This window comes from Flavonifractor sp. An92 (assembly GCF_002159175.1).
Lineage (GTDB): Bacteria > Bacillota > Clostridia > Oscillospirales > Oscillospiraceae > Pseudoflavonifractor_A.
Window position 1 is genome coordinate 178,358 of the sequence record NZ_NFGZ01000002.1, and the last position, 24,550, is coordinate 202,907.

The window sequence follows — 24,550 nt, forward strand, 5'->3', positions numbered from 1 at the left end:
ATCAATTATAAAGACATCCAAAAGAAAAGTCAATCAAATGAAGGTTGACTTCCGTTCCCGCCTTTGCTATTCTCTAACCATTCTTGAAATAAGGAGGGGATTTTCATGACCCTGTTTCGTAAAGCCATTCCCGCCGCCGCTCTGGCGCTGGCAGTGACTCTCTCTGCCTGTTCCGGCGGCACGGGCTCTGAGCCCACCGCGGTGCCTTCTGCGGCGCCTACTGCGGAGCCTACCGCCACACCGGCCGCCCAGGAGAGCGCCGGGCAGACCACCGGCGTGCTCAGCACCTTCACCGCCACCGACCTGGACGGCAACGAGGTGGACCAGTCCATCCTGGAGGGCCACAAGCTGACCATGGTCAATGTGTGGGGCACCTTCTGCGGGCCCTGCAAGCAGGAGATGCCGGACCTCGCCCAGCTCCATGAGGAGTACGCCGACCAGGGTGTGCAGATCGTGGGCCTGGTCAGCGACGTGCTCACCCAGGACGGCTCCCTGGACGAGAGCCTGGTGGAGGATGCCCGCACCATCGCCTCCGAGAGCGGCGTCACCTACACCAATCTCCTGCCCTCCCAGGATCTCTACGGCATTTTGAGCCAGATCTACGCCCTGCCCTCTACCTTCTTCGTGGACGAGCACGGGGTCCAGGTGGGCACCCTCTACATGGGCGCCAAGGACAAGGACGGCTGGGCCGCCGTCATCGACGAGATGCTGGAGGAAGTGGGATGAGCGCCGCCAAGCGCTGGGTCCCGGGGGCCGTCCTGGCGGCTGTGGGGCTGGTGCTGATGCTGGCGGGCTATGGCGCGGGGGGCGCCGACGTGGTGTTCAGCAAGGCGGTCAACATCTGTCTGGAGTGCATCGGCATTGGGTAAGATACCGCGCGCGCTAAAGCGCCGGGCCCGGCTCCTGGTGCAGCTGGGCTGGGCCGCCCTCTCCAACGGCTATGTCCAGGGGTTCCTGGGCGGCAAGATCTGGCGGGGCGGGACGAAAGCCTTCTGTGTGCCCGGCCTCAACTGCTACTCCTGCCCCGGCGCGCTGGGAGCCTGCCCCCTGGGCTCCCTCCAGGTCTCCCTTGCCACCCACAGCGGCCGGGGCACCGCCTATGTGCTGGGCTTCCTCATTCTGGTGGGGGCCCTTATCGGCCGGGGCGTGTGCGGCTGGCTGTGCCCCTTCGGACTGGTGCAGGACCTTTTGCATAAAATCCCCTTCCCCCAAAAGCTGCGCAAGCTCCCCGGAGATCGGGTGCTGAAGTGGCTGAAATACCTGCTGCTGGCCGGGTTCGTGGTGATTCTCCCTCTCTTCGCGTTGGACGCCTTCGGACAGGGAACCACCTGGTTCTGCAAGTACGTCTGTCCCTCCGGCACCCTCCTGGCCGGGTGGCCCCTGGCCGCCGCCAATGAGGGCTTAAGAGGGGCGCTGGGGTGGCTCTTTACCTGGAAGAGCGCCATCCTGATCGTGCTGATCCTGCTGTCGGTGGTGGTCTACCGGCCCTTCTGCCGGTATCTGTGCCCCCTGGGGGCGCTGTACGGCCTCTTTAACCCGGTGTCCCTGGTGCGCATCCGGGTGTCGGAGGCCAAGTGCATCTCCTGCGGGGCCTGCCAGAAGGCCTGCGGGCTGGACATCCCGGTGTGGAAAACCCCCAACAGCCCCGAGTGCATCCGCTGCGGCAAGTGCTTTGCCGCCTGCCCCCACGCGGCCCTCTCGGTGTCGCCGGGGAAAAAGGAGATTTCCTAAATCATACGCCGCCCCTGGACAAGGGGCGGCGTATGCCGTATCATGGTACTAAAAACAGACGAGGAGGTTTCCCTATGGCCACCTATCTTCTGGCTCTGGACCAGGGTACCACCAGCTCCCGGGCCATCCTCTTTGACTCGCACCAGAACATCGTGGGCGTGGCCCAAAAGGAGTTCAACCAGTTCTACCCCCGGGAGGGCTGGGTGGAGCACGACGCCATGGAGATCTGGTCCTCCCAGTACGGCGTGATGATGGAGGTGATCGCCAAGACCGGCGTCTCTCCCAAGGAGATCGCCGCCATCGGCATCACCAACCAGCGTGAGACCACGGTCCTGTGGGACAAGGAGACCGGCAAGCCCATCCACAACGCCATCGTCTGGCAGTGCCGCCGCACCGCGCCCATGGTGGACGAGCTGCTGGAGCGGGGGCTGGGGGACCACATCCGCGCCGTCACCGGTTTGGTGCCCGACGCCTATTTCTCCGCCACCAAGATCGCCTGGCTCCTGGACCACGTGGAGGGGGCCCGGGACCTGGCGAAGCGGGGGAGGCTCCTCTTCGGTACGGTGGACACCTGGCTTCTGTGGAAGCTCACCGGCGGGGCAGTCCACGCCACCGACTACACCAACGCCTCCCGCACCATGCTCTTTGACATCCACCGCCTGTGCTGGGATGAGACGCTGCTGGAGGCGCTGAACATCCCCGAAAACATCCTCCCCGCCGTTGCCCCCTCGGGCACGGTCTATGGCCGCACCGACATCCAGGGCGTCAAGGTCCCCATCGCCGGTATGGCGGGCGACCAGCAGGCCGCCCTCTTCGGCCAGACCTGCTTCGCCCCCGGTGACGCCAAGAACACCTACGGCACCGGTTGCTTCCTGTTGATGAACACGGGCAAATCCCCCTGCGTCAGCCAGAACGGGCTTATCACCACCCTGGCCGCCACCGCCGCCGGCGGGGCGGTGGAGTACGCCCTGGAGGGCTCCGTCTTTGTGGGCGGGGCGGTGATCCAGTGGCTGCGGGACGAGCTCCACTTCTTCACCGACAGCCGGGACGCGGAGTACTATGCCCAGAAGGTGGAGGACACGGGCGGCGTGTACCTGGTGCCCGCCTTCACCGGCCTGGGGGCCCCCTACTGGGACATGTACGCCCGGGGGACCATGGTGGGCCTCACCCGGGGCACCAAGCGGGAGCACATCATCCGGGCGGCTCAGGAGTCCATCGCCTACCAGGTGGCTGACCTGGTGGGGGCCATGGAGAAGGACACCGGGCTCCCCCTGTCCTGCCTGCGGGCCGACGGCGGCGCCAGCCGGGACGGCTTCCTCATGCAATTCCAGGCTGATGTGCTGGGCCGGGACGTGGTGCGCCCGGTGGTGCGGGAGACCACCGCCCTGGGCGCGGCCTTCCTGGCGGGGCTCACCGTGGGAGTGTGGAAGGACCGGGAGGAGCTGCGCGCCCTCTGGTGCCGGGATACCACCTTCGCCCCCTCCATGGAGGAAAACCGCCGTGCCGCCCTTCTGGACGGCTGGCACAAGGCGGTGGAGCGCAGCCGGGGCTGGGCACGCTGATGGAAAATTGTTTCACAGGGCCTCTCCTTTTCAGTCCTTTTTCCCTTGCGGCCTCTGGGAGAAAGTTGTAAAATAGAACTGATGTTAGACAGGAGGCCCGAATGATGCAGATTGACTCTTATTCCTTTGACTGCGGCCAGATCGACGGCTTCAACCGTCTGGTGGCGCTGGGCGTCAAGTCCCTGGCCATGCTTCGCCCCCAGCCCAGCCGGGAGGCGCGGGAGGCCCTGATCGAATACGCCCACGAGAATTGCCGCCGGTACGGGACCAAGCTCTACCCGGAGGACGATCCCCTCGTCACCGACCTGCTCCCCCTCTCGGAGAGCAAGGGAACGTATAACATCCTGCTCTACCGGGATGACCATGTGATCGAGGACTACATCCGCCTCAAGGAGCGCAAGGAGTCCATGGTGGCCAACCGGGTCTACTTTGGCGGCAACCGCAGCCGGGTGGCCTGGGACCTGGGACGGCTCCTCTCCTATCCGGAGGAGGCCATCCGCCGGCTCATCGCCGACAACACCGACAAAGAGAGCATTTCCACGACTTAAACGAGCCAAACAGGGACCGCCTGGCGGTCCCTGTTTCTGTGCGTATCGGGAGGAATTTTGTTGAAGCAACATTATAAAGGTATCCTGTGTATTCTGTCCGCCGCCTTTTTCTTCGCCCTCATGGCCCTGTTCGTGCGGGAGGCGGGGGACCTGCCCTCCATCCAGAAGAGCTTTTTCCGCAATCTGGTGGCCATGTTCGCCGCCGTGGTCCTGCTGGTCCGAAATCCGCAGAAGGTGACCATGACCGGGAAGAGCTGGTGGTACCTCTTCCTGCGGGCCCTCTTCGGTACCCTGGGGGTGCTGGGCAATTTCTACGCCGTGGACCACCTGCTCCTGGCCGACGCCTCCATGCTGAATAAAATGTCCCCCTTTTTTGCCATTCTGTTCAGCTTCTTCCTGCTGCGGGAGAAGATCACGCCGGTCCAGGGCGCCCTGGTGCTGATGGCCTTCGGCGGGGCCGTCCTCATCCTGCGGCCCAGCGGGGAAAACCTGGACCTGTTCCCCGCCCTCATCGGGCTGGCGGGGGGCGCCTGCGCGGGGCTTGCGTATACCATGGTGCGCTGCCTCAGCCAGCAGGGGGTGAAGGGGCCCTTCATCGTGTTCGCCTTCTCCGCCTTCTCCTGTGTGGTGACCCTGCCGGTGCTGTTGCTGGACTTCCACCCCATGACCGGGGAGCAGCTGGGCTTCCTCCTGCTGGCCGGTGTGGCCGCCGCGGGGGGCCAGTTCTCCATCACCGCAGCCTACTCCTTCGCCCCGGCCCGGGAGCTGTCGGTGTACGACTACACCCAGGTGCTCTTCTCCGCTCTGTTGGGGTTCCTCTTCTTCCGGCAGACGCCGGACCTCATCAGCTGGCTGGGCTACGCCGTCATCTGCGGTGCGGGAGTGCTGATGTTCCTCTACACCAAGCGGCAGGACGCCAGACAAGCTTAAAAAATGGTCACGCTCTTGAGAGCGTGACCATTTTTTTACTTCGCTGCCCGCCAGGCGGAGAGGGACCAGGTCTGCCAGCTGGAGGCCTCGTCGACGGCCTGCTGCCGCTGCTGGGTCACCAGGTAGTTACATTCTGGGATGTTCTCCAGGAGGTCCAGGGTGTCATAAGAGAGGGTGCCCAGATAGCTGGTGTCGATCCAACGGATCTGTCCGGACTGGTAGGCGTTCACATTGTGCCGGGCTACGATGGCATCGGGCCCCACATAGTTGAAGAGGAGCCACACGGCGATGCCCGAAGCGAAGCAAATGCGGAAAAAGCCGAAGGAGGGGACGAACACCTTCCGCAGGGCGCAGACCAGGCAGACGGCCAGGAAGGCCATGGCCCAGTAGGTGAAGAGCCGCTTCAGCGAGAGGCCGTACACCGTCACATAGAGGGTCATCCGGGCGCAGGCGGAGACCAGGAGCACCGCTGTGAGGGCGATCAGCACCACGGACAGGGCGCGTACGCCCTTCCAGAGGGCCCCCTCCCGGCGGCTGAACTGCACGCAGGAGAGGACGGCGGTCAGGTTCAGCAGGGCCACCCACACCAGCTGGAAGAAGCCGCTGCGGGCATATTCGGCATAGCTCACGCCCACCTCGGCCACATAGGCCTCGCCGCCGAAGAGGGCGGCCAGCTGGGTGCCCAGGAAAAACACATAGGTCACGTCCAACAGCAGGAGGAGCACCAGGGGCATGGCGGGGTCCAGCCCGGCGTGCTCCGTGGCTTTCGCGTTAGAGGGGGCAGTCTCCTTGGGATAGCGGAGCTGGTAGAGGAGGGAGAAGAGGAAGGGGGTCAGAATCAGCGCCAGCACCACCCGGAAAAAGGCGCTGCCCAGGTTTTCCTGAAGCCACTGGACCGCTTGACTGGTGACCGAGGCGAACACCGCGTCGGCCGAGCGGAGGAGGGGGAGCACGATGCACAGCAGGGCGATGCCCACCGCTCCGCCGCCCAGGGCGGCCAGCAGGCGCTTCTGCTTGGCCCCCTTGCCCAGGGAGGCGAGCACCGCCCCCACCGAGGCCACCCGGCCAAAGAGCCCCTCCAGGAAGAGCCCGGCGCGCCGGAGGAGCATGGAGGGCTCCCACCACGCCCCGGCGCCGGGGGCCCCCTCAAAGAGCTGCACCGCGATGAGGCAGAAGAGGAGGAAATGGTTCAAAAGCCGCAGGGAGAAGTTGGAGAAAAAAGCGAAGGTGAGGGTCAGCAGGGCGGTGGCCAGCAACAGCAGGCGGCTCGCCCGGGTAGCGAAGGCCGCCTTTCCGCTGTGCCACCACCGCAGGGCGTAGAAGGCCACCACCAGCACCACCATGCCAAAGCCTGGCATGGGACGGCTGTACAACAGGACCTGCACCGTCAGCAGGGCGATGAGCAGGGTCAGGGGGAGAGCCACTTTGTCCCGGGTGTCCACGTGCCATACCGGCTTGGGCCGGACCACCACGGCGGGGCGCTCCACTTTGGGCTGAGCATCGGGGGCGGGGACTGGGTTGGAAACTTCAGACATGGGAAACTCCTTTCAGGACTGGGGCGGGTCGGTCTCGTCGGGGACGTATTCCAGAATGTCCCCCGGCTGACAGTCCAGCGCCCGGCAGATGGCCTCCAGGGTGGTGAAACGCACCGCCTTGGCGTGGTTGTTTTTCAGGATGGACAGATTGGCCAGCGTCAGGTCCACTTTCTGGGCCAGCTCGTTTAAACTCATTTTCCGCTTGGCCATCATCACGTCCAGATTGACGACGATGGGCATTTTCACACACCCCCTAAATGGTCAGGTCGTTCTCTTCCTTCAGCTCTGCCGCCTGACGGAAGAGGGCCGACATGACGAGGCACAGCAGGCCTCCCATGAAAAAGACCGGTACAAAGAGGGCGTTGTAGGTGAGAAGCGGCGCTAAACTCCCGTAGTAGAAGAACCCCCACAGCAGGCGGATGAGGGCGAAGAGGGAGATCAGGAAGCAGCACACCGCCGCCCGGCGGAGATTTTGGCCATTTTCCTGGCAGAAGGGGGTGCCCCGCAGGATGGTATTTAACACCCGGCGGGCCTGCCAGAGCATCACCGCCGTACACACCCCGCAGAAGAGGAGGAAGCAGGTGAGGACCAGAGTATAAGAGAAGTTGTCCCGCCACGCGCCCAGCAGCAGCAGAACAAGCTGGAGCGGGGGAGAGAGGTAGAAAAAGTCGTCGCCCGGCGCGGGGGGCGGCGCGGTCAGATTGGAGAGCAGCTCGGGGACGGGAATCCCGCTGCTGAGGAAGGACACCAGCACCGGCACCAGGGGCAGCACCAGCAAATTACAGAGAAATGTGACGGTCACCAGGATCTTCAGCACCCAGGCCAGCTTTTGTACTCCGGTTCGTTCCATGGGGACGACCTCCTTTCGGGGATAGCATAGCACCGGGCATATCGAAAGTCAATCGAAATTTATTGAAAAACGATAAATTAAGAAAAGCGTAAGAAAAACCGCCCCTCCCGAAGGAGGGGCGGCACAGGCGGTTTAACCTTGGAGAAGGGAGCGGACGATGAGCACGCCCAGGAAGAGGATCAGCGCGAGGATCACAATGGCGTAGACCCGCCGCAGCAGCTTTTTTCCCTCCTGGTCCTGTTTGGCGGCATAGTTCTGTACCCCGCCCAGAGCGGCAAAGAGGATGACGGCAAAGATATTGAAGGCGATCAGGGTCCCCTCACGCCCTTGGACCAGATTGAGAATGGCAATCACAATCCAGACGCCGGAGAGGAGAAACCAAACGTTGAACCATTTCATAATCTTATGCCTCCTTTTGGAAAAAATAGAAGTGCGTCAGCGCACCTGGACCCGGCTGAAAAATTCCCCGATGGGGGCGGCAATGAGCAGATCGGCCTGGCTGTCGTAGGGGGTGGGGCTCTTGTTGATGAGGACCAGGCGCCTGCCCTCATAGTACTGGATGAGGCCCGCCGCCGGGTACACCGCCAGGGAGGTGCCGCCGATGATGAGCAGGTCGGCCTGCTGGATGGCCCGCAGGGCTCCCATCATGGTGTTCTGGTCCAGGGCCTCCTCGTAGAGCACCACGTCCGGCTTGACGATGCCGCCGCACACCGGGCAGCGGGGGACACCCTCCTGCCCCATGACGAAGTCCAGGTCGTAGAACTGGTGGCACTTCATGCAGTGGTTGCGGTGGACCGAGCCGTGGAGCTCGTACACGTTCACGCTGCCGGCGGCCTGGTGGAGGCCGTCGATGTTCTGGGTGACCACCGCCGTCAGCTTGCCCGCCTGTTCCAGCTCGGCCAGCTTCCGGTGGGCGGCGTTGGGTTTTGCAGCCGGGAAGAGCATCTTGTTGTGATAGAAGCGATAAAACTCCTCCGGGTCGCGCTCAAAAAAGGTGTGGCTCAGGATGGTCTCCGGGGGATAGGCGTACTGCTGATTGTAAAGCCCATCCACACTGCGGAAGTCCGGGATGCCGGATTCGGTACTCACTCCCGCGCCGCCGAAAAAGACGATGCGGCGGCTCTCGTCCACCCACTGCTGGAACTGCTCCAATTTTGCTTCTTCCATACTTCCCTCCAATTCTCCGGCCTCTTTCCGGCGTGTTTTTCCTGTGGTATAATCGTCCCGACTATCGATGGAACAGGACGGATGACCATGCGTTACTACTTTGCCCCCATGGAGGGGATCACCAGCTATCTCCATCGCGCCATCCACCGGCGCTTTTTCCCCGGTGTGGACCGGTATTACATGCCCTTCGTCTCCCCCAGCCAGGGCCACGCCTTCACCAAGCGGGAGAAGGCCGACCTGAGCCCCGAGCGCAACGCCGGGGTGCCCGCCGTGCCCCAGCTCCTCACCCGCCGGGCGGAGGACTTTATCTGGGCGGCGGGGGAGCTGGCCCACATGGGCTACCGGGAGGTGAACCTGAACCTGGGCTGCCCCTCCGGCACCGTCACCGCCAAGGGGAAGGGCTCCGGCTTTCTGGCCTTTCCGGAGGAGCTGGAGCGCTTTCTGGACGAGATCTACGGGGTGAATCTGCCCATCGACATCTCCATCAAGACCCGGCTGGGGGTGCGGGATGAGGGGGAGTTCCCCGCCCTGCTGGAGCTCTACAACCGCTATCCGGTGAAGGAGCTGACCATCCACCCCCGGGTGCAGAAGGATCTGTACCGCCTGCCGGTGCGCCCGGCGGCCTTTGCCCAGGCGGCGGAGGGGTGTAAACTCCCGCTGTGCTACAACGGGGACCTGTGTACCGTGGCTGACTGCCGAAACATCGAGGGGCAGTATCCCGGGGTGGAGGCCATTATGCTGGGCCGGGCCCTGGTGGCCGACCCCGCCCTGGTGCGCAAGATCCAGGGCGGCCCACCCGCCACGGCGGGAGAGCTGGAGACCTTCCACAACGCCCTCTATGATGCCTACACCGAGGCCTTCGGCAGCCGGAGAAATGCCATGCTGCGGATGAAGGAGATCTGGTACTACCACATCCACCTCTTCCGGGATCACGAAAAGCACGCCAAGCACATCCGCAAGGCCCGGGAGACCGGGGATTTTGAGGCGTGGACCGCCTCGGCCTACCGGGAGCTGGAGCTGTTGCCCGAGCTCCCCCGGGGGTTGGACGACGGTACGCCCTGGAACTGAGTTACTCCGCGGGCTGGTAGAAGTCGCACCAGGGCCGCAGGGTGCAGCTCTGGCAGTCCGGCTTGCGGGCTATGCACACCGCCCGGCCGTGGAGGACCATCCGGTGGCAGAAGTCGTTGGACTCCTCCGGCGGGAGGACCGCCCGGAGCTGCTGCTCCACCTTCACCGGGTCCTTGGTGCCGTCGGTGAGGCCCAGCCGCCCGGTGATGCGGATGCAGTGGGTGTCGGCCACCACCACGCCGGGCACATGGTACACATCGCCCAGGATCAGATTGGCGGTCTTTCGTCCCACGCCGGGCAGCTTCAGAAGGTCCTCCATGGTGTCGGGGACCTTGCCGCCGTACACCTCCAGCAGCATCCGGGAGGCGGCCACGATGTCCCGGGCCTTGGCCCGGAAAAAGCCGGTGGAGTGGATGTAGGATTCCACCTCCGCCACGTCGGCCTCCGCCAAAGACTCCAGGGTGGGGAAGCGGGCGAAGAGGGCGGGGGTGACCTGGTTGACCCGCTCGTCGGTGCACTGGGCGGCCAGACGGACCGAGAACAGGAGCTCATAGGGCTTGGGATACTGAAGCGAACACAGTCCCTCGGGGTAGAGCTTCTTGAGCTCTTCCACGATGGCCAGGACATGGGCTTCTGGTTTCATAAATGGATCACCTCATTGGATTGGTGTCTCCATTTTAGCACAGCTTCCACCGAAAAACGATAGGGTGTGGAAAAATGCGGGTTGTATTTTACCGGGGGCTCGGCTATAATCAGACACAGAAACAAACTCGGCAGTATGCCGACCACATGGGCATGAGGAGGAAACGACCATGGTGAAGGATCTGATGGACTACATTGCCGCGCAGGACCCGGAGGTGGGACAGGCTATCCGGGCCGAGTTTGACCGGCAGCGCCGGAACATCGAGCTCATTGCCTCGGAGAACTTCGTCAGCGAGGCGGTCCTGGCCGCGATGGGTTCTGTTCTGACCAATAAATACGCTGAGGGCTATCCCGGCAAGCGCTATTATGGCGGCTGCCAGTGCGTGGATGTGGTGGAGGACCTGGCCCGGGACCGGGCCTGCAAGCTCTTCGGCGCTGATCACGCCAACGTCCAGCCCCACAGCGGCGCCAATGCCAACTACGCGGTCTACCAGGCCCTGTGCAATGTGGGGGACACGGTGCTGGGCATGGATCTGGCCAACGGCGGACACCTGACCCACGGGAGCCCCGTCAACTTCTCCGGCAAGAATTACAACATCATCTCCTATGGCCTCAATGAGCAGGGCTACATCGACTACGACAACGTCCGGGACATGGCCCGCAAGTACCACCCCCGCATGATCATCGCCGGCGCGTCGGCCTATCCCCGCTTCATCGACTACGCCGTCTTTGCCGACATTGCCCACGAGGTGGGGGCCTACCTGATGGTGGATATGGCCCACGTGGCCGGCCTCATCGCCGCCGGGCTCCACCCCTCGCCGGTGCCCTACGCCGACGTGGTGACCACCACCACCCACAAGACCCTCCGGGGTCCCCGGGGCGGCATGATCCTGTGCAAAGAGGAGCTGGCCAAGAAGATCGATTCGGCCATCTTCCCCGGCAGCCAGGGCGGCCCGCTGGAGCACATCATCGCCGCCAAGGCGGTGGCACTGGGCGAGGCCTTCCGGCCCGAGTTCAAGGTCTATCAGCAGCAGGTGCTGGACAACGCCAAGGCCCTGGCCGCCTCTCTCACTCAGGCAGGCTTCGACCTGGTCTCCGGCGGCACCGATAACCACATGATGCTGGTGGACCTGCGCAAGGCCGGCGTCACCGGCAAGGAGATGGAGCACCGTCTGGACGAGGTGCACATCACCGTCAACAAGAACGCCATCCCCAACGACCCCGAGAAGCCTTTCGTCACCAGTGGTGTGCGCATCGGCACCCCCGCCGCCACCACCCGGGGCCTGAAGGAGGAAGACATGGTGATCCTGGGCCAGTTGATCTGGGAGACCGCCACCGACTTCGAGCGGAAGGCCGACGACATCCGGGCGGCCGTGGCCTCCATCACCGACAAGTATCCCCTCTATCCCGAGAACTGAGCAGAAAAAAGCCGTGCCCCCGCAGGATGCTGCGGGGGCACGGCACTTTTTTCGGTTCAGCGGTTGAGAATCTCCATGAACTCCTCGCCGGTGATGGTCTCCTTTTCGTAGAGGTAGCGGGCCAGCTCGTCCAGCTTTTCCCGGTTTTCCATCAGGATGGAGGCGGCCTTTTCGTGCTGCTTCCGGACCAGGTCCACCACCTGGCGGTCGATCTCAGTCTGGGTCTCCATGGAGCAGGTGAGGGAGCTGTCGCCGCCCAGATACTGGTTGCTCACCGTCTCCATGGCCACCATGTCGAAGTCCCGGCTCATGCCGTAGCGGGAGATCATGGCCCGGGCCAGCTTGGTGGCCTGCTCGATGTCGTTGGAGGCACCGGTGGAGATGGTGCCGAACACCACTTCCTCCGCCGCGCGGCCGCCGGTGAAGGTGGCGATCTTGTTCTCCAGCTCCTCCTTGGTCAGCAGGTAGTGGTTGCCCTCCTCCACCTGCATGGTGTAGCCCAGCGCGCCGGAGGTGCGGGGGATGATGGTGATCTTCTGCACCGGGGCGGAGTTGTTCTGCCGGGCGGCTACCAGGGCGTGGCCGATCTCGTGGTAGGACACCGTCCACTTCTCCTGGTCGGTGAGGATGGCGTTCTTCTTCTGGTAGCCGGCGATGACCACCTCGATGCTCTCCTCCAGATCGGCCTGGGTGGCGTAGCGCCGCCCGTCCCGCACCGCCCGCAGGGCGGCCTCGTTGACGATGTTGGCCAGCTCCGCGCCGGAGGCGCCGGAGGCCATACGGGCGATCTGTTGAAAGTCCACGTCCTCCGCCACTTTGATCTTCCTGGCGTGGACCCGGAGGATGGCCTCCCGGCCCTGCAGGTCGGGCAGTTCCACCGGCACCCGGCGGTCAAAGCGGCCGGGGCGGGTGAGGGCCGGGTCCAGAGACTCCGGGCGGTTGGTGGCCGCCAGAATGATGACGCCGGTGTTCCCCTCGAAGCCGTCCATCTCGGTGAGCAGCTGGTTCAGGGTCTGCTCCCGCTCGTCGTTGCCCCCCAGCTGGCCGTCGCGCTTCTTGCCGATGGCGTCGATCTCGTCGATGAACACGATGCAGGGGGCCTTCTCCTTGGCCTGCTTGAACAGGTCCCGGACCTTGGACGCGCCCATGCCCACGAACATCTCCACGAACTCCGAGCCGGAGATGGAGAAGAAGGGGACGTTGGCCTCACCGGCTACGGCCTTTGCCAGCATGGTCTTGCCCGTGCCGGGAGGGCCCACCAGCAGGATGCCCTTGGGCATGGAGGCGCCGATGGCCTGGTAGCGGCTGGGGTCGTGGAGGTAGTCCACGATCTCCTGGAGGCTGTCCTTGGCCTCGTCCTCACCGGCCACGTCGGCGAATTTGATGCCCTCAGAGGATTTTACATAGATCTTCGCATTGGATTTGCCGAAGCCAAAGGACATGGCGTTGGCGCCTCCGGCCCGGTCCATCAGCTTTTTGGACATGTACTGTCCGATGGCGATAAAGACCACCAGCGGGAGGACCCAGGTCAGCAGGAAGGAGAGAATGGGGGATTCCTGCTGGATCTCCTGGCCGTAGAAGGAGATCCCGGCCTCATGGAGGCGGTTGGTGAGGTCGGGATCGTCCACCATGGCCGTCTTATAGATGGTCGTCTCGTTCTGGTCGGTGAAGAGGATGCGGTTCTCCTGCTCCTGGATCTCCACCCGGCCCACCTGGCCCTGCTCGGTCATGGTCATGAAGGTGCCGTAGTCCACGTCCACCATCTGCAGCTGTGACAGCCGCGGGAGGGCCAGAAGGTTGAAGAGAAAGAGGATCAAGAGAATGATACCATAGTAGTAGATCAGTGGTTTTTTGGGCCGTTTTACTTCGTTCATATCCGTTCTCCTTCCTTGGAGCCTCGTCTCTCTGCACTCTGTATCTCTCTATCAGTTATAGCAAATCGGAACGGAAAGGTACATGGGCGATTCCGGCGCCCTGTATAGACAAAACCCCCGAAGTGTCAAAAAATCGGACACTTCAGGGGTTTTGGTTCGCAGATTCAGCGGGGGTCGGCACAGGGAAAGGAGATGGCGCCGGTCAGAAGGCGGTACATCTCTTCCGCCAGGACATCCAGGTCCAGGGACCGCCGCTCCAGGGCGCTGAGCACCAGGCCCACCATGCCGCTGGCGTAAAAACAGAGCAGCGTCTCCGCGTCCACGGCGGAGAGGGCCGGGGCCGGGGCCTTTTGCCGCAGCATCGCCTCCAGGTAGGTACGCACCCCCTGGAGAAACAGCCGCTCGATCTCCGCCCGGCGCTGGGAGGCCAGGAGCTGCTGGATCAGTGTGCGGTGCTGAAAGGTCACCTGCACCAGATTCCGGATCGCCTCCCGGCAGTCGGGGGCGGTGAGCATGGTCTGGATCGACTCCTCCAGCACCCGGTGCAGATACCACTCCACCACCTCCATCAGGTCCCGGAAGTGGTAGTAAAAGGTCTGGCGGCTGATGTGACAGGTCTCCACCAGCTCCTTGACGGTGATCTTGTCCAGACTCCTATGGGCCAGCAGGTCGTTCAGGGTGCCGGCGATCATGGCTTTCATGTCAACTGGCATGGGCAGTCCTCCCGCAGTGCGGATTCTGTCCTCGATTGTAACAGAAAGAGGCGGCGGGATGCAAGCGCTTCGCCGGACTTTTCCCGCCTGCTCAGCGGTGCTTGCCCGGAAGGGCGGGAAGCCGCCGGGTGCGGCGCTGGGTCACCGGCAGGAGTACGGTGAAGCAGGTGCCCTGCTGGGCCGAGCTGGTGACGCTGATGCGCCCGCCGTGGGTGACCGCGATAGTCTTGGCGATGGCCAGCCCCAAGCCGTAGCCCCCCTGTTCCCGGGAGCGGGAGCTGTCGGCCCGATAGAAGCGCTCAAAGAGATGGGACAGGTGCTCCGGGGGAATGGGCGGGCCGCTGTTGACTACCGCCAGGCGCAGCCGGTCCTGGACGCGGGACAGGGAGAGGGAGATATTCCCGTGGTCGCCGGCGTATTTGACCGCGTTGTCCAGCAGGATCATCACCAGACGGCGCAGCTGGCCCTCGTCGCCCTCAATGGTCAGGTCGGGGGCGATGTCGCTCTCCAGCTCCACCCCAGCCTCAAAGGCCACGGACTCAAAGAGCAGGGCGCAGCCGGTGGTGATCTCGCTCATGGAAATTGTCTCGAACACCAGGGGCTGCCGGGCGGCGTCGTTGCGGGCCAGGAAGAGAAGGTCCTCCACCAGACTGCGCATCCGGGTGGCCTCGTCCTGGATGAAGGTGATCCACTTCTGTTGTCGGGCCACCGTGTCCTCCGGATGGGCCAGGACGATGCCCGCGTTGGCCAGAATGACCGTAAGGGGGGTCTTGAGCTCGTGGGAGGCGTCGGCCACGAATTGGCGCTGCTGCTCCCAGGCCTTCTCCACCGGGTGCAGAGCCATGTTGGAGAGGAAGAGGCTCACCAGGAAGAAGCAGAACAGCGCCCCCACCCCCATCAGCAGGGAGGTGACGGCCAGCGACATCAGATTTTCCAGCTCCCAGCCCCAGTCGGCAAAGGCGATGCGCCGCTCGCCCGAGGGGCTCTCATCCACCAGATAGCGCAGCCGCGGGCTGGTGAGCAGTCCGGAGTTGGCGCCGGACTCCAGCACCTGGGAGACAGCCTCCTCCAGGGCGCTGTCGCTGATGGTGATGTTGCTGCCCATTTTGGTGGAGAGGATCTCGCCGTCCTCGTCCAGCGTGACGGTAAAGACCGGTACCATGACCAGCTGTCGGCTTCCGGAGTCCTGCACGTGCTGGCCGCCGCCCGGGCCGCCGCCGGGGTCGTCCTCCGGCTCCCGCGGGGGCAGGTCGATCTCGATGCGCACCGGCAGGTCTCCGTCCTCCCACTTGAGCGCCAGGCGCATGGCGTCCACGCTCTGGTCCCGCAGGCGCTGGAAGGAGGAGCCCATCAGAAAGGCCAGTACCACCACCAGCACCACGCTGACCAGCAGCATGTTGATGAGGATGAATTTACGCCGCAGCTTTCGGATCATGGCGCCCTCCTCAGCTCAGAGGGAATTCCAGGTGATAGCCCACCTTGCGCACGGTGCCGATGGACACCCGGGTGCCCAGGAAGTGGAGCTTTTTCCGCAGGAAGGAGATGTACACCTCCACATTGTTGTCCTCCGCATCGGACTCGATGCCCCAGACCTTGGAGATGATGTCCTCCTTGGGGATGACCGCCTTGGGGGCGGACATCAGAAGGCGCAGCACGTCGAACTCCTTGAAGCCCAGGCGCACCGACTTGCCCGCACAGCTCAGGCAGCGGGTGGAGAGGCTCAGCGTCAGGTCGGAGACCACCAGGCTCTGGGACAGCACCTCCCCCTGGCGGCGGGTGAGGGCCCGCACCCGGGCCAGCAGCTCGCCCGAGTCGAAGGGCTTGGTCATGTAGTCGTCGGCTCCGCAGTCCAGGCCGGTGATCTTGTCGCCGGTGTCGTCCCGGGCGGTGAGCATCAGGATGGGGGTGGAGATGTGGGCGGCGCGCAGCCGCCGGGCCACCTCGTAGCCGTCCAGCTTGGGCAGCATCACGTCCAGCAGGACCAGGTCGTACTGACCCGACAGGGCGTAGTCCAGACCGTCGGCTCCGTCGTTGACCACATCGGCCTGGTAGTGCTGCTCTTCCATGATCTGACCCAGGGTCTCAGACAGCCGGATCTCATCTTCAACAATCAAAATACGCATGGTAAATCACTCCTATGTGAGGTTGTTCGATGGAAGTAGAGCCAGTATACCGCGGAAACCTGAAAACGCTCTGAAAGATCGGACTATCCCGGGATGATTCTGTCTATTATTATAATAAAAAGAAGCCGCCGAATCAATTCGGCGGCCTCGGTTTTTTCCACTCATTGTTCCTTGCGCTGGAGCTGAAGGCGGTCGGCGATCATGGCGATGAACTCCGAATTGGTGGGCTTGCCCTTGGCGTTGCTCACAGTGTAGCCAAAATACTTCTGTAACGTCTCCAGATCGCCCCGGTCCCAGGCCACTTCGATGGCGTGGCGGATGGCCCGCTCCACCCGGCTGGCGGTGGTGCCGAAGTGCTTGGCCACTTCGGGGTAGAGGATCTTGGTGACAGCGTTGATGACGTCCATGTCGTTGACCGCGATGATGATGGCTTCCCGCAGGTACTGATACCCCTTGATGTGGGCGGGCACGCCGATCTCGTGGATGATGGAGGTGACCACGCTCTCCAGGCTCTGGCTGGACACGGTGGCGGCTTCGCCGTCATCCATGGTCCGCAGGTGGGCCATCTGCCGCAGCCGCTCCAGCACGGTGGGGATGCGGCAGGGCTTCATGAGATAGTAGTCAGCCCCCTCCGAGGCGGCCAGATCGGCCACGCTGGAGCGCACAAAGCTGGAGAGAACCAGCACCTGGGGCCGGAATTCCAGCCCGTGGAGCGCCCGCAGGACCTCCAGTCCGTCCATGCCGGATAAAATGAGGTCCATGACCACCAGATCCGGCAGCTCCTCCCGGATCAGGCGCAGCGCCTCGTTCCCGTCGCCGGTTTCCCCCACCAGCTCCAGGTCGGGTTCAGCGGAAACGGCGTCGCAGAGCAGCCGGCGGAATTCCTCGCTGGCGTCCGCGATCAAGACTCGTTTTACAGTGTCCATGTCGATTCCTTCTTCCAATCTTGAAATCCATTTCGTCCGCCTGGCCAGAGCGTCTGATCGATCCTCTAACAATTTACCATAATCAGACAGCCCGCGCAAGCTGTTTCTACCAAAAATTGGATAAGAAGTTTTGGACTTTCTTCGACCAAAAAACCGACTTTTATTTGCGCTTCCCCCAAAAGCGGGTAAATACGACGAAAAACCCGCGCCCCTCCGGGAAGGGCGCGGGCTTGTGGTTACGCTTTGACCAGCAGGCGGCCCAGGGTCTGCTCCAGCAGGTCGAAGTCGATGGGCTTGGCGATGTGGGCATTCATGCCAGCGGCCACGGTGGCGGCGATGTCCTCGGCGAAGGCGTTGGCGGTGACCGCGATGATGGGCACCGAGGAGGCGTCGGTCCGGGGCAGAGCGCGGATGGCGCGGGCGGCCTCGCAGCCGTTCATCTCGGGCATCTGCATGTCCATCAGAATAGCGTCAAAGAAGCCGGGGGCGGACTCCTGGAAGCGCTCCACGGCCTCCCGGCCGTTCCAGGCCTGGACGACCTCCACGCCCTTCATCCGCAGGACCTCGGTGGCCAGCTCCATGTTGAGCTCGTTGTCCTCGGCCAGCAGCAGCCGGCGGCCCTGCAGATTGGCGGCCTCCACCGGCGCAGGGGCCGGCGTAGTTTCCTCCTCCGCACCGGCCTGGAGGGCCAGGGGGATGGTGACGGTGAAGGTGCTGCCCTTTCCCAGGGCGCTCTGCACGTCGATCTGACCCTCCATCTGGAGGACGATGTTGCGGACGATGGGCATGCCCAGGCCGGTGCCGCTGACGTTCTTGGCCCCGAAGCGGGTCTCCCGCTCAAAGGGGATGAAGATCCGGGACAAAAACTCCTCCGACATGCCCACGCCGGTGTCCTGTACGATGAACTGATACTGGGTGTGGGCGCCCTCGTCCAGCTGGCGGACGGTGAGGGAGATCTCCTGGCCAGGGGAGGTGAATTTCAGGGCGTTGGAGAGCAGGTTGTTGAGGATCTGCTGGATGCGGAAGAAGTCCCCCTCCACCCGGGTGTTGCGCACGTCGTAGGTGATGTGGAATTCCTTCCCCTCGTTCTGGGCCTGGATGCGGAAGATGTCCAGCACCTCGTCCAGCTGCTCCCGCAGGTCGAAGGGGCGGCGCTCCAGCGCCAGCTTCCCCTGCTCGCATTTGGACATCTCCAGCACGTCGTTGATGAGCCCCAGCAGGTGCTTGCTGGAGTGGTTGATCTTGCGCAGGTAGTCCCCCGTCCGCTCCGGGTCGGACAGGGTGTGCCCGGCCAGGTCCGACATGCCGATGATGGCGTTAAGGGGGGTGCGCATGTCGTGGGACATGTTGGCGAAGAAGAGGTTGCGGGCCTCGGCGCTCTTCTGCATGGTGAGGAGGGATTCCTTCAGAAGCTCGGTGTGCTGGAGCTGGCGGCGCTTCTCCTCGTCCACCTCCCGGAAGCAGAGAATGGCCTCGCCCACGTCCAGAGAGTCGTCGAAGAGCAGGCGCACATTGACCCAGCGGTAGCCCTCGGGGAACAGGCGCTGGAAGTCGCCGCCGTAGTCCCGCACCTTGCGCTCCACCAGGCGGCGGATGCTGGCGATGGAGAAGCTGTCCTCAAACTCCGCATAGGCCTGGGGCTCGATGACCTCCTTGAGCTGGGCCAGGAAGGCAGTGTAATCCCCCTGGTGGGGCAGGGCGGAGAACAGCGGCTCCTCGCTTTTCAGCATGGTGTAGGTCTCAGATTCGAAGTTGATGCGGTAGATGGCGTAGTAGGAGTCCCCCAGGACCCGCACCGTCTCGCTGGTCAGCTCCACCTGCTGGTTCAGGCGGCGCTCCCGCAGGTACATGATGGCGCTGAGGAGCAGGAAGAGGCCGAAGATCCAGGCGTACCAGAGGGCCAGCTCGTTAAGGCCGCTGAAGAGGTAGCGGTAGGGGAGGGTGATGATGGAGGTCCAGCCGTTGGAGGTCTGGCGGTAGTAGACGCCGTACTGGTCGTTGCCCTTGAGGAAGGAGAATTCCGTGTCGGCGTGGATACCGGCGTCGATCTCCTCATTGAGCTGGTCCACATAGCTCTGGACGTCCTCGATGCGTTCGCTGCCGTTGGTGTCATAGCACAGCACGGTGCCGGTGGAGTCACACAGGAAGTAGGAGCTGTCCGCAGGGAGGGCTTCCATGCTGCTCCACTGCTGGAAGTGCTGGGGGAACAGGTCGATGGCCAGCACGTCGTTGGTGTTGCCGATGCGCTGGGCGATGGTGATGACTGCCAGGCCCGTGACCACATCGTTATAGGCGTCGGTATAGATGATGTCGCCATCGGCTGCCATAGCCATCTGATACCAGTTCTGGGCGGTGGGGTCGAAGGTATCGTCCCCCTCCCAATAGGTGGCGGCCAGGATCTGTCCGCCAATGGAGGCGCACATGTCGATGCCCTTGGAGCCCAGGGTGTCGCTGACGTAGGACAGGTAGTCCTCCATCCAGTGCTGGACTTCCTCCCGGCTCTTCCCCTCCTCCAGCTGGCCGCTGAGCCACTGGGTGGCGTTGCGCAGCAGAAGCTCGTAGGCGTAGAGGTTGGCGTCCTCACTGGTGGAGAAGCTGCGGGCGATCTCCTGTCCCATGACCTGACTGTTGGTGGAGATGGTTCGCTGCACCAACTGGATGCTGATGAGGGAAAAGACCAGAAAGATGGAGAGGATGACCGAAAGGAAGAGGATGCGGAGCTGTTTGTTGCTGCGTTTGTGTTCCTTCATACCGGTGTGACCCATCCTTTTGCGTTGCCGGAGCGGCAGACTTTACATTATCTGTATCATACCATGTTTTGTGGCCCGAGGCAATGGCCGCCACAATGGAGAAAGCGCGGGACCCGGTCTGAGGTCCCGCGCTTTCCGCATAAAGAGGGAGGTGAGAGAATGACACCGAATATCATTAGGCCTTCTTGGCCTTGGAGATCCGGAGAACTTCCTTCACGATTATAAAGGCCAGCAGGATGATACCCACATAGCCGTTGATGCCGTAAATCACGTTGACCAGGGTCTGGAAGGGCACAAACAGCGCGATGACGGTACCCACCACAGCGCAGACCACAGTGGTCATCTTGAACTGCATGCTGCCCTCCTTGGTGAAGCGGGAGGACACCTGCCACAGCAGGGGCACAGCGGTGGTGAAGATGCCGCAGAAGATGATAATCGTGAACACGAAGCTCAGCCAGCCGCCAATCTTGCCGGCCAGGATGAGGGCGGGAATGTCGGAGTTATAGAGCTCGGGCATATAGGCCAGCTCGCCCAGCATCATGGAGGTGCAGCCCAGCACGAAGCCGATGGCGCCGGCGGTGGTGCCGGCGATACCCTCGCGGGTGCTGTTGGTGCCGGGGCCCATGGCGGCCAGGAACGCGGCCAGCCACAGCATGCAGAAGCCCAGGTAGGAGCCGGCGGAGGTGACGGGGTTCACGCCGACCTTTACAACCTCCAGCTGGCCGGAGACAACCGCCTCAGAGCCGGTGATCACGCCGCCGGGGTTGGAGAGGAAGGAGTACACGCCCAGGAAGATGGCGATGATGGCGATAGCGGGACCCATCTTGCCGATGACCTCGATGAGGCCGTTCAGGCCCAGCAGGGTGACGACGCAAACCAGAACCATCATGCCGACGCTGCCCGTCCAGTTGGGCAGATTGAAGTACTGATGGATGGTGGAACCGGCGCCGCCCATCATGACGATAAAGGAGCAGAAGATGAAGATAATGGAGAAGTAGTCGTAGAAGGTGCCGATGTACTTGCCGCAGTAGTAGCGGTAGATATCGCTGCCCTTTTCGAAGTTCTCACGCTTGCCGGCGGCGATGAAGCAGCCGCCCACGAAGATGAAGCCGATCACACACAGCAGCGATACCATCAGTCCGCCGCCCAGGCCGTAGGCCGCGAAGTACTGCAGTACCTCCTGGCCGGTAGCGAAGCCGGAGCCGATGAGGAACGCCATGAAGGCGCCCGCGTAGGTTGCGACACGACCGGGTTTGACGATTGGCTTTTCCATAATAAGACCCCTTTCAAAATCGGGAACGGGGGCGCGCGGAGGTACTAAGTGCCTTCGCGTGCCCCCGTACACAGCATACACGATCAAGCCCTTACGGGCCAACCGCTGGGATTACTCGAACACGGTCTGGCCGTCCACGGGAGTCTGAAGAGCCTTCAGAGCCCGCTTGACCAGCTTCATGCGCAGCTTGTAGCTGCCCTCCTCGCCCAGATGGGGATCGCCCAGAGGATAGGGGATACCAATGGCAGGGATGATTCGGTTGGCGCCGATCGTCTTGGAGATGGGCACCACAGTACACATGTGGACCACGGGGATGCCAGCACGCTCGATTTCCTTAACCATCGTTGCACCGCAACGAGTGCAGGTGCCTCACGTGGAGGTGAGGATAACGGCAGTGATGTTATCCTCGAGGAGCTTGGGAACGAACTCTTCGCCGAAACGCTTGGCGTTGCCGGTGGAGGTACCGGTACCGGTGGTGGTGATGAAGTAGTTGGCCAGCTCGCCGAACTCGCCTTCCTTCTCCAGCTCACGCAGGACGTCCAGAGGCACGACCAGGTCGGGATCCTCGGTGACGAAGGCGCGGTCGTAACCGCCGTGGATGGTCATGAAGTCCTTCTTGTCCATGTGGTCCATGCCCTCGATGGAGTACAGGCCCCACTTGGTGGCGGAGGAGGACTCGATGTGATCGGGGTTGCCCTGAGGCACGATACCGCCGGAGGTGACCACCGCGATCTTGGCGTGCTTCATGTCGGTGACAGGAGCAGCGGGATCGACGCGGTCAAAGGCGGGCATGGGATACTCGGTCTCGAAGGGCTGCTTGGCCATCTTCTTCAGCAGCATCTGGATGCCGCGCTCGGAGCCGCGGATGTCAGCGAAGTAGTTGACGCGGATGCCCCGCTCGTGGTAGCCTTCGATGGAGGGACCCAGGACCTCTTCGCCCTTGGCCAGCTTCTTGGCCAGAGCAGCCATCACAGGCATGGACTTGCGCATGTCAGCGGCGGAGTTGCCGGTGGCGATGATGAACAGATCCTTGCGGAACATGTCGACGCCGGGGTTCTCCACGTACATACCGGTCACCACGGGGATGCCCAGCTTCTCCTCCACAGCCTTGGCGATGGTGCCGCAGGCCACGCCGTAACGGCCGGCGTTGAAGGCGGGACCGGCCACGAACAGCTGAGGCTTGTACTCGGCGATCATGTCCAGCAGCTTGGCGGTGTCCTCTTCCAGGTTGGCGCCGAAGTGGCTGTCGCCGCAGATCGCGGTGGCAACGACCTCGAACTCATCGCCCAGGCCCTGCTGCAGAGCAGCACCGGGGCCAACGATGCCGGGACGGATCTCGGGGGGAATATCGGCCTTCTCCTCGCCGCCGATCTGGGCGAAGAACTGGTTGATGTAGTGAACGACTCTGATTTTATCCATTAAGGCACACCTCCTCTATGATTAGTAGCCTCTGGCCGCCAGCTTGTTGAAGCCGTTGGCGATGGTGGAAGCGATGATGATCTGGATCTCGGCGTCGAAGCTGCCGTCGTCATTCTTACAGCCGGCCCAGCCACCGATCTGCATCTCGATGAAGTCGGTCATGCCGATCAGGCGATCCATGGGCGGGAAGTGAATGACCACGTTGCCGTTGCCGCAGGAGGCCAGAGCGTCGGCTTCCTTACAGGCGTCCGCCAGGGACAGGGACTTACCATCGCGGCCGGGGAACTCGTCGGTGATGAGGACCACGTCCACGCCGGCGTTCTGCACCTTGCGGCAGTTCATCATCAGGTCGGTGTCGGGGTTGCCGTAGCCTTCCTCGGTGATCAGGATGCCGTCCAGGCCGATGTAGCTGGCCAGCTTGGCGACCATGTCAGAGCAGCGCTCCTTGTCGGCCAGGAACACGTTCTCGTTGGTCAGGATGACGCCCACGAAGTTGAGGTCCTTGCCGTGATGCTTGTACAGGTCCTCGATCACGGGGTTGTGGAAGTGGTGATAGGTGGTCACCTTGTCGCAGGGGGCCACGCAGTTACCGGAGACGATGGCGCCGTCCATGATCTCGGTGGGGTACATCAGAGTGGGGATAAAGGTCTTGGCGTCCACGCCATAGTAGAAGGTGTCGTGGAGCAGGCCCTGGGACTGCAGCATGTGCAGGTAGCCAACCTTGGGCAGGTCGGGATACTCGGCGATCTGCTCCAGCAGAGGCTTGGTCTCATAGACCTCGATCTCGTCGGGCTCCAGATCACGGGCGAACTGGCCCAGGTAATCGGCGACCTTCAGACCGACCATACGGCCAGCCTGCTCGTAGTCGTGAGTCTCCAGGCCATCCTTGGGCTCGATGACCACGCAGACGTTCTGGGTCTTGGAGAAGGGGCAGTACTCGGCGGCGGGGCCGGACATATCGATGACGCCCTCCTGGAAGCCAACGATCTTACCGACAGTCACCACGCAGGCGCCGTCCAGGCAGTGGGTGCGGCCGCTGCCGACCTGACCAACCTTGTTCAGAGCGCCGGGGAAAATCTGGCCGCCGCCAGACACCTTGACACGAGGCTCCAGCACGTCCTTAACGGGGGTAATGCGGCAGGACTCGCCGGGATGGGCCAGCTCCACGCGGCAATTGATGATACGCTCGTCCTCCAGCACCAGCTTGCAGATCTCGTCCGCATTCACATAGAGAACGCCGGCCTCGACCTTGGTCTCAGCGCCGAACTGCACATCTTTGATGTGGATCTTGCCAAGTTCTAGTCTCATTGTCATTCCTCACTTTCATTCAGTAATCCCTGGGCACCGGAATGCCCTTGCCATCGCGCCTTCAATAAAGGAGAGGTCCAGCGTCCGGAAGTCCTTCTTGATGTTTTCCGCGTAGTCGGGAAGGGGACGGCCACGGAGGAATTTCTGACAGGATTCAATGCTGTTTTCCATCAGCATGATATCCTCCCAGGGCTCCTTATCCTCCATGGTGAAGGTCCCGATCACCACCGAGCGGAAGGGAGTCTGATTGGGCTTCAGGCTGCCAGCCATGGGGTGGGTGATGAGGATGGCGCCCTTCTGCACCAGATCCCGTACCTGGTAGAGGACGTCCAGGTAGGACCAGTCCTCATTGTACACCACATCGTACTCCCCCTGGAACCGGTCCCGGCAGAGTACGTTGTTGGTCACCACAGTATAACCCATGTTGGATCTCACTCCTTCTCTCAGGCGTTCTGCCTATATATATTGCAAGCGGCGTGCCAAAATGGCAGACGGGAAATAAAAAAATTTTAAATAAAGGATTTGGATGGTCATCGTGATTATCTATTTAAACCACTTTTGTAACCACGATTTAAGTATTTGTAAAAATATGGAGAAATAAAAGGGCATTCTGAAGCGGTGGGAAAAATTTTTCTTGCATATGAAGGAAAGTTCTGCTATTATATAGGCAAGATACGTAAAAGACTAGGAAGAAATCGGGGATAGTATGTCTA

The 24,550-nt window shown here is 62.6% G+C and carries 24 protein-coding genes; 8 read left to right on the plus strand and 16 right to left on the minus strand.

The window, feature by feature from the left end:
• Positions 1 to 105 precede the first annotated feature (105 nt).
• The 6 genes from B5G43_RS02490 to B5G43_RS02510 all read left to right on the plus strand — a co-directional run bounded on the left by B5G43_RS02490 (position 106) and on the right by B5G43_RS02510 (position 4,771).
• A complete protein-coding gene (locus B5G43_RS02490; RefSeq protein WP_087258770.1) occupies positions 106 to 726 on the plus strand; it encodes a redoxin domain-containing protein in 621 nt (206 codons plus the stop codon).
• Positions 723 to 869 (plus strand): CD1871A family CXXC motif-containing protein, encoded by a 147-nt coding sequence (locus tag B5G43_RS17640; RefSeq protein WP_242960424.1) that lies wholly within the window; start codon positions 723 to 725, stop codon positions 867 to 869. Before B5G43_RS02490 ends, B5G43_RS17640 begins: the two co-directional genes overlap by 4 nt.
• A complete protein-coding gene (locus tag B5G43_RS02495) occupies positions 862 to 1,731 on the plus strand; it encodes a 4Fe-4S binding protein (RefSeq protein ID WP_242960425.1) in 870 nt (289 codons plus the stop codon). The genes B5G43_RS17640 and B5G43_RS02495 overlap by 8 nt, the downstream gene beginning before the upstream one ends.
• Positions 1,732 to 1,805: 74 nt before the next feature.
• Entirely contained in the window at positions 1,806 to 3,293 is a 1,488-nt protein-coding gene (gene glpK, locus B5G43_RS02500; protein ID WP_087258774.1) for a glycerol kinase GlpK, read from the plus strand.
• Between the two features lie 101 nt (positions 3,294 to 3,394).
• Positions 3,395 to 3,841 (plus strand): hypothetical protein, encoded by a 447-nt coding sequence (locus tag B5G43_RS02505; RefSeq protein ID WP_087258776.1) that lies wholly within the window; start codon positions 3,395 to 3,397, stop codon positions 3,839 to 3,841.
• A gap of 60 nt (positions 3,842 to 3,901) precedes the next feature.
• A complete protein-coding gene (locus B5G43_RS02510) occupies positions 3,902 to 4,771 on the plus strand; it encodes a DMT family transporter (protein WP_206404996.1) in 870 nt (289 codons plus the stop codon).
• Positions 4,772 to 4,806: 35 nt separating this feature from the next.
• On the opposite strand, the gene B5G43_RS02515 is transcribed toward B5G43_RS02510, so the two are convergent.
• From B5G43_RS02515 to B5G43_RS02535, 5 genes are all read right to left on the minus strand, one after another.
• Positions 4,807 to 6,306, minus strand: coding sequence for a DUF4173 domain-containing protein (locus B5G43_RS02515; RefSeq protein WP_087258780.1), 1,500 nt, complete (start codon positions 6,304 to 6,306; stop codon positions 4,807 to 4,809).
• Between the two features lie 12 nt (positions 6,307 to 6,318).
• Entirely contained in the window at positions 6,319 to 6,546 is a 228-nt protein-coding gene (locus B5G43_RS02520) for a helix-turn-helix transcriptional regulator (protein WP_087258782.1), read from the minus strand.
• A 13-nt stretch (positions 6,547 to 6,559) separates the two neighbouring features.
• Positions 6,560 to 7,156, minus strand: a complete 597-nt coding sequence (locus B5G43_RS02525) for a DUF2975 domain-containing protein (RefSeq protein ID WP_087258784.1) — start codon at positions 7,154 to 7,156, stop codon at positions 6,560 to 6,562.
• Positions 7,157 to 7,288: 132 nt separating this feature from the next.
• Positions 7,289 to 7,555: a hypothetical protein gene (locus B5G43_RS02530; protein ID WP_087258786.1), complete on the minus strand. Its 267-nt coding sequence runs from the start codon at positions 7,553 to 7,555 to the stop codon at positions 7,289 to 7,291.
• Positions 7,556 to 7,591: 36 nt separating this feature from the next.
• Complete coding sequence (locus B5G43_RS02535; protein WP_087258788.1) at positions 7,592 to 8,323, minus strand: NAD-dependent protein deacylase; 732 nt, start codon at positions 8,321 to 8,323, stop codon at positions 7,592 to 7,594.
• Positions 8,324 to 8,410: 87 nt separating this feature from the next.
• Here B5G43_RS02535 and B5G43_RS02540 point away from each other — a divergent pair, with 87 nt between their 5' ends.
• A complete protein-coding gene (locus B5G43_RS02540) occupies positions 8,411 to 9,391 on the plus strand; it encodes a tRNA-dihydrouridine synthase family protein (protein ID WP_242960426.1) in 981 nt (326 codons plus the stop codon).
• 1 nt (position 9,392) lies between these two features.
• Here the strand turns inward: B5G43_RS02540 and nth are convergent, their stop codons facing one another.
• Positions 9,393 to 10,034, minus strand: coding sequence for an endonuclease III (gene nth, locus B5G43_RS02545; protein WP_087258790.1), 642 nt, complete (start codon positions 10,032 to 10,034; stop codon positions 9,393 to 9,395).
• Between the two features lie 169 nt (positions 10,035 to 10,203).
• Here nth and glyA point away from each other — a divergent pair, with 169 nt between their 5' ends.
• On the plus strand, positions 10,204 to 11,451 hold the full coding sequence (gene glyA / locus B5G43_RS02550) for a serine hydroxymethyltransferase (RefSeq protein WP_087258792.1): 1,248 nt from the start codon (positions 10,204 to 10,206) through the stop codon (positions 11,449 to 11,451).
• A gap of 56 nt (positions 11,452 to 11,507) precedes the next feature.
• Here glyA and ftsH read toward each other — a convergent pair whose 3' ends face one another.
• From ftsH to B5G43_RS02600, 10 genes are all read right to left on the minus strand, one after another.
• The gene (gene ftsH / locus B5G43_RS02555) at positions 11,508 to 13,325 is read right to left on the minus strand and encodes an ATP-dependent zinc metalloprotease FtsH (RefSeq protein ID WP_087258794.1); all 1,818 of its coding nucleotides are present in this window, start codon (positions 13,323 to 13,325) and stop codon (positions 11,508 to 11,510) included.
• 164 nt (positions 13,326 to 13,489) lie between these two features.
• Positions 13,490 to 14,038 (minus strand): TetR/AcrR family transcriptional regulator C-terminal domain-containing protein, encoded by a 549-nt coding sequence (locus B5G43_RS02560; protein ID WP_087258796.1) that lies wholly within the window; start codon positions 14,036 to 14,038, stop codon positions 13,490 to 13,492.
• Between the two features lie 91 nt (positions 14,039 to 14,129).
• A complete protein-coding gene (locus tag B5G43_RS02565; protein WP_087258798.1) occupies positions 14,130 to 15,473 on the minus strand; it encodes a HAMP domain-containing sensor histidine kinase in 1,344 nt (447 codons plus the stop codon).
• A gap of 10 nt (positions 15,474 to 15,483) precedes the next feature.
• On the minus strand, positions 15,484 to 16,161 hold the full coding sequence (locus tag B5G43_RS02570; RefSeq protein ID WP_087258800.1) for a response regulator transcription factor: 678 nt from the start codon (positions 16,159 to 16,161) through the stop codon (positions 15,484 to 15,486).
• Positions 16,162 to 16,322: 161 nt separating this feature from the next.
• Complete coding sequence (spo0A, locus tag B5G43_RS02575) at positions 16,323 to 17,087, minus strand: sporulation transcription factor Spo0A (protein ID WP_087258802.1); 765 nt, start codon at positions 17,085 to 17,087, stop codon at positions 16,323 to 16,325.
• Between the two features lie 236 nt (positions 17,088 to 17,323).
• A complete protein-coding gene (locus tag B5G43_RS02580; RefSeq protein WP_158097337.1) occupies positions 17,324 to 19,837 on the minus strand; it encodes a hybrid sensor histidine kinase/response regulator in 2,514 nt (837 codons plus the stop codon).
• A gap of 175 nt (positions 19,838 to 20,012) precedes the next feature.
• A complete protein-coding gene (locus B5G43_RS02585; protein ID WP_087258806.1) occupies positions 20,013 to 21,110 on the minus strand; it encodes a hypothetical protein in 1,098 nt (365 codons plus the stop codon).
• A 111-nt stretch (positions 21,111 to 21,221) separates the two neighbouring features.
• Positions 21,222 to 22,529, minus strand: coding sequence for a sarcosine reductase complex component B subunit beta (gene grdF, locus B5G43_RS02590; RefSeq protein WP_087258808.1), 1,308 nt, complete (start codon positions 22,527 to 22,529; stop codon positions 21,222 to 21,224).
• A gap of 21 nt (positions 22,530 to 22,550) precedes the next feature.
• Positions 22,551 to 23,837, minus strand: coding sequence for a sarcosine reductase complex component B subunit alpha (gene grdG / locus B5G43_RS02595; protein WP_087258810.1), 1,287 nt, complete (start codon positions 23,835 to 23,837; stop codon positions 22,551 to 22,553).
• Positions 23,838 to 23,852: 15 nt separating this feature from the next.
• On the minus strand, positions 23,853 to 24,260 hold the full coding sequence (locus B5G43_RS02600) for a GrdX family protein (protein WP_087258812.1): 408 nt from the start codon (positions 24,258 to 24,260) through the stop codon (positions 23,853 to 23,855).
• Between the last annotated feature and the right edge of the window lie 290 nt (positions 24,261 to 24,550).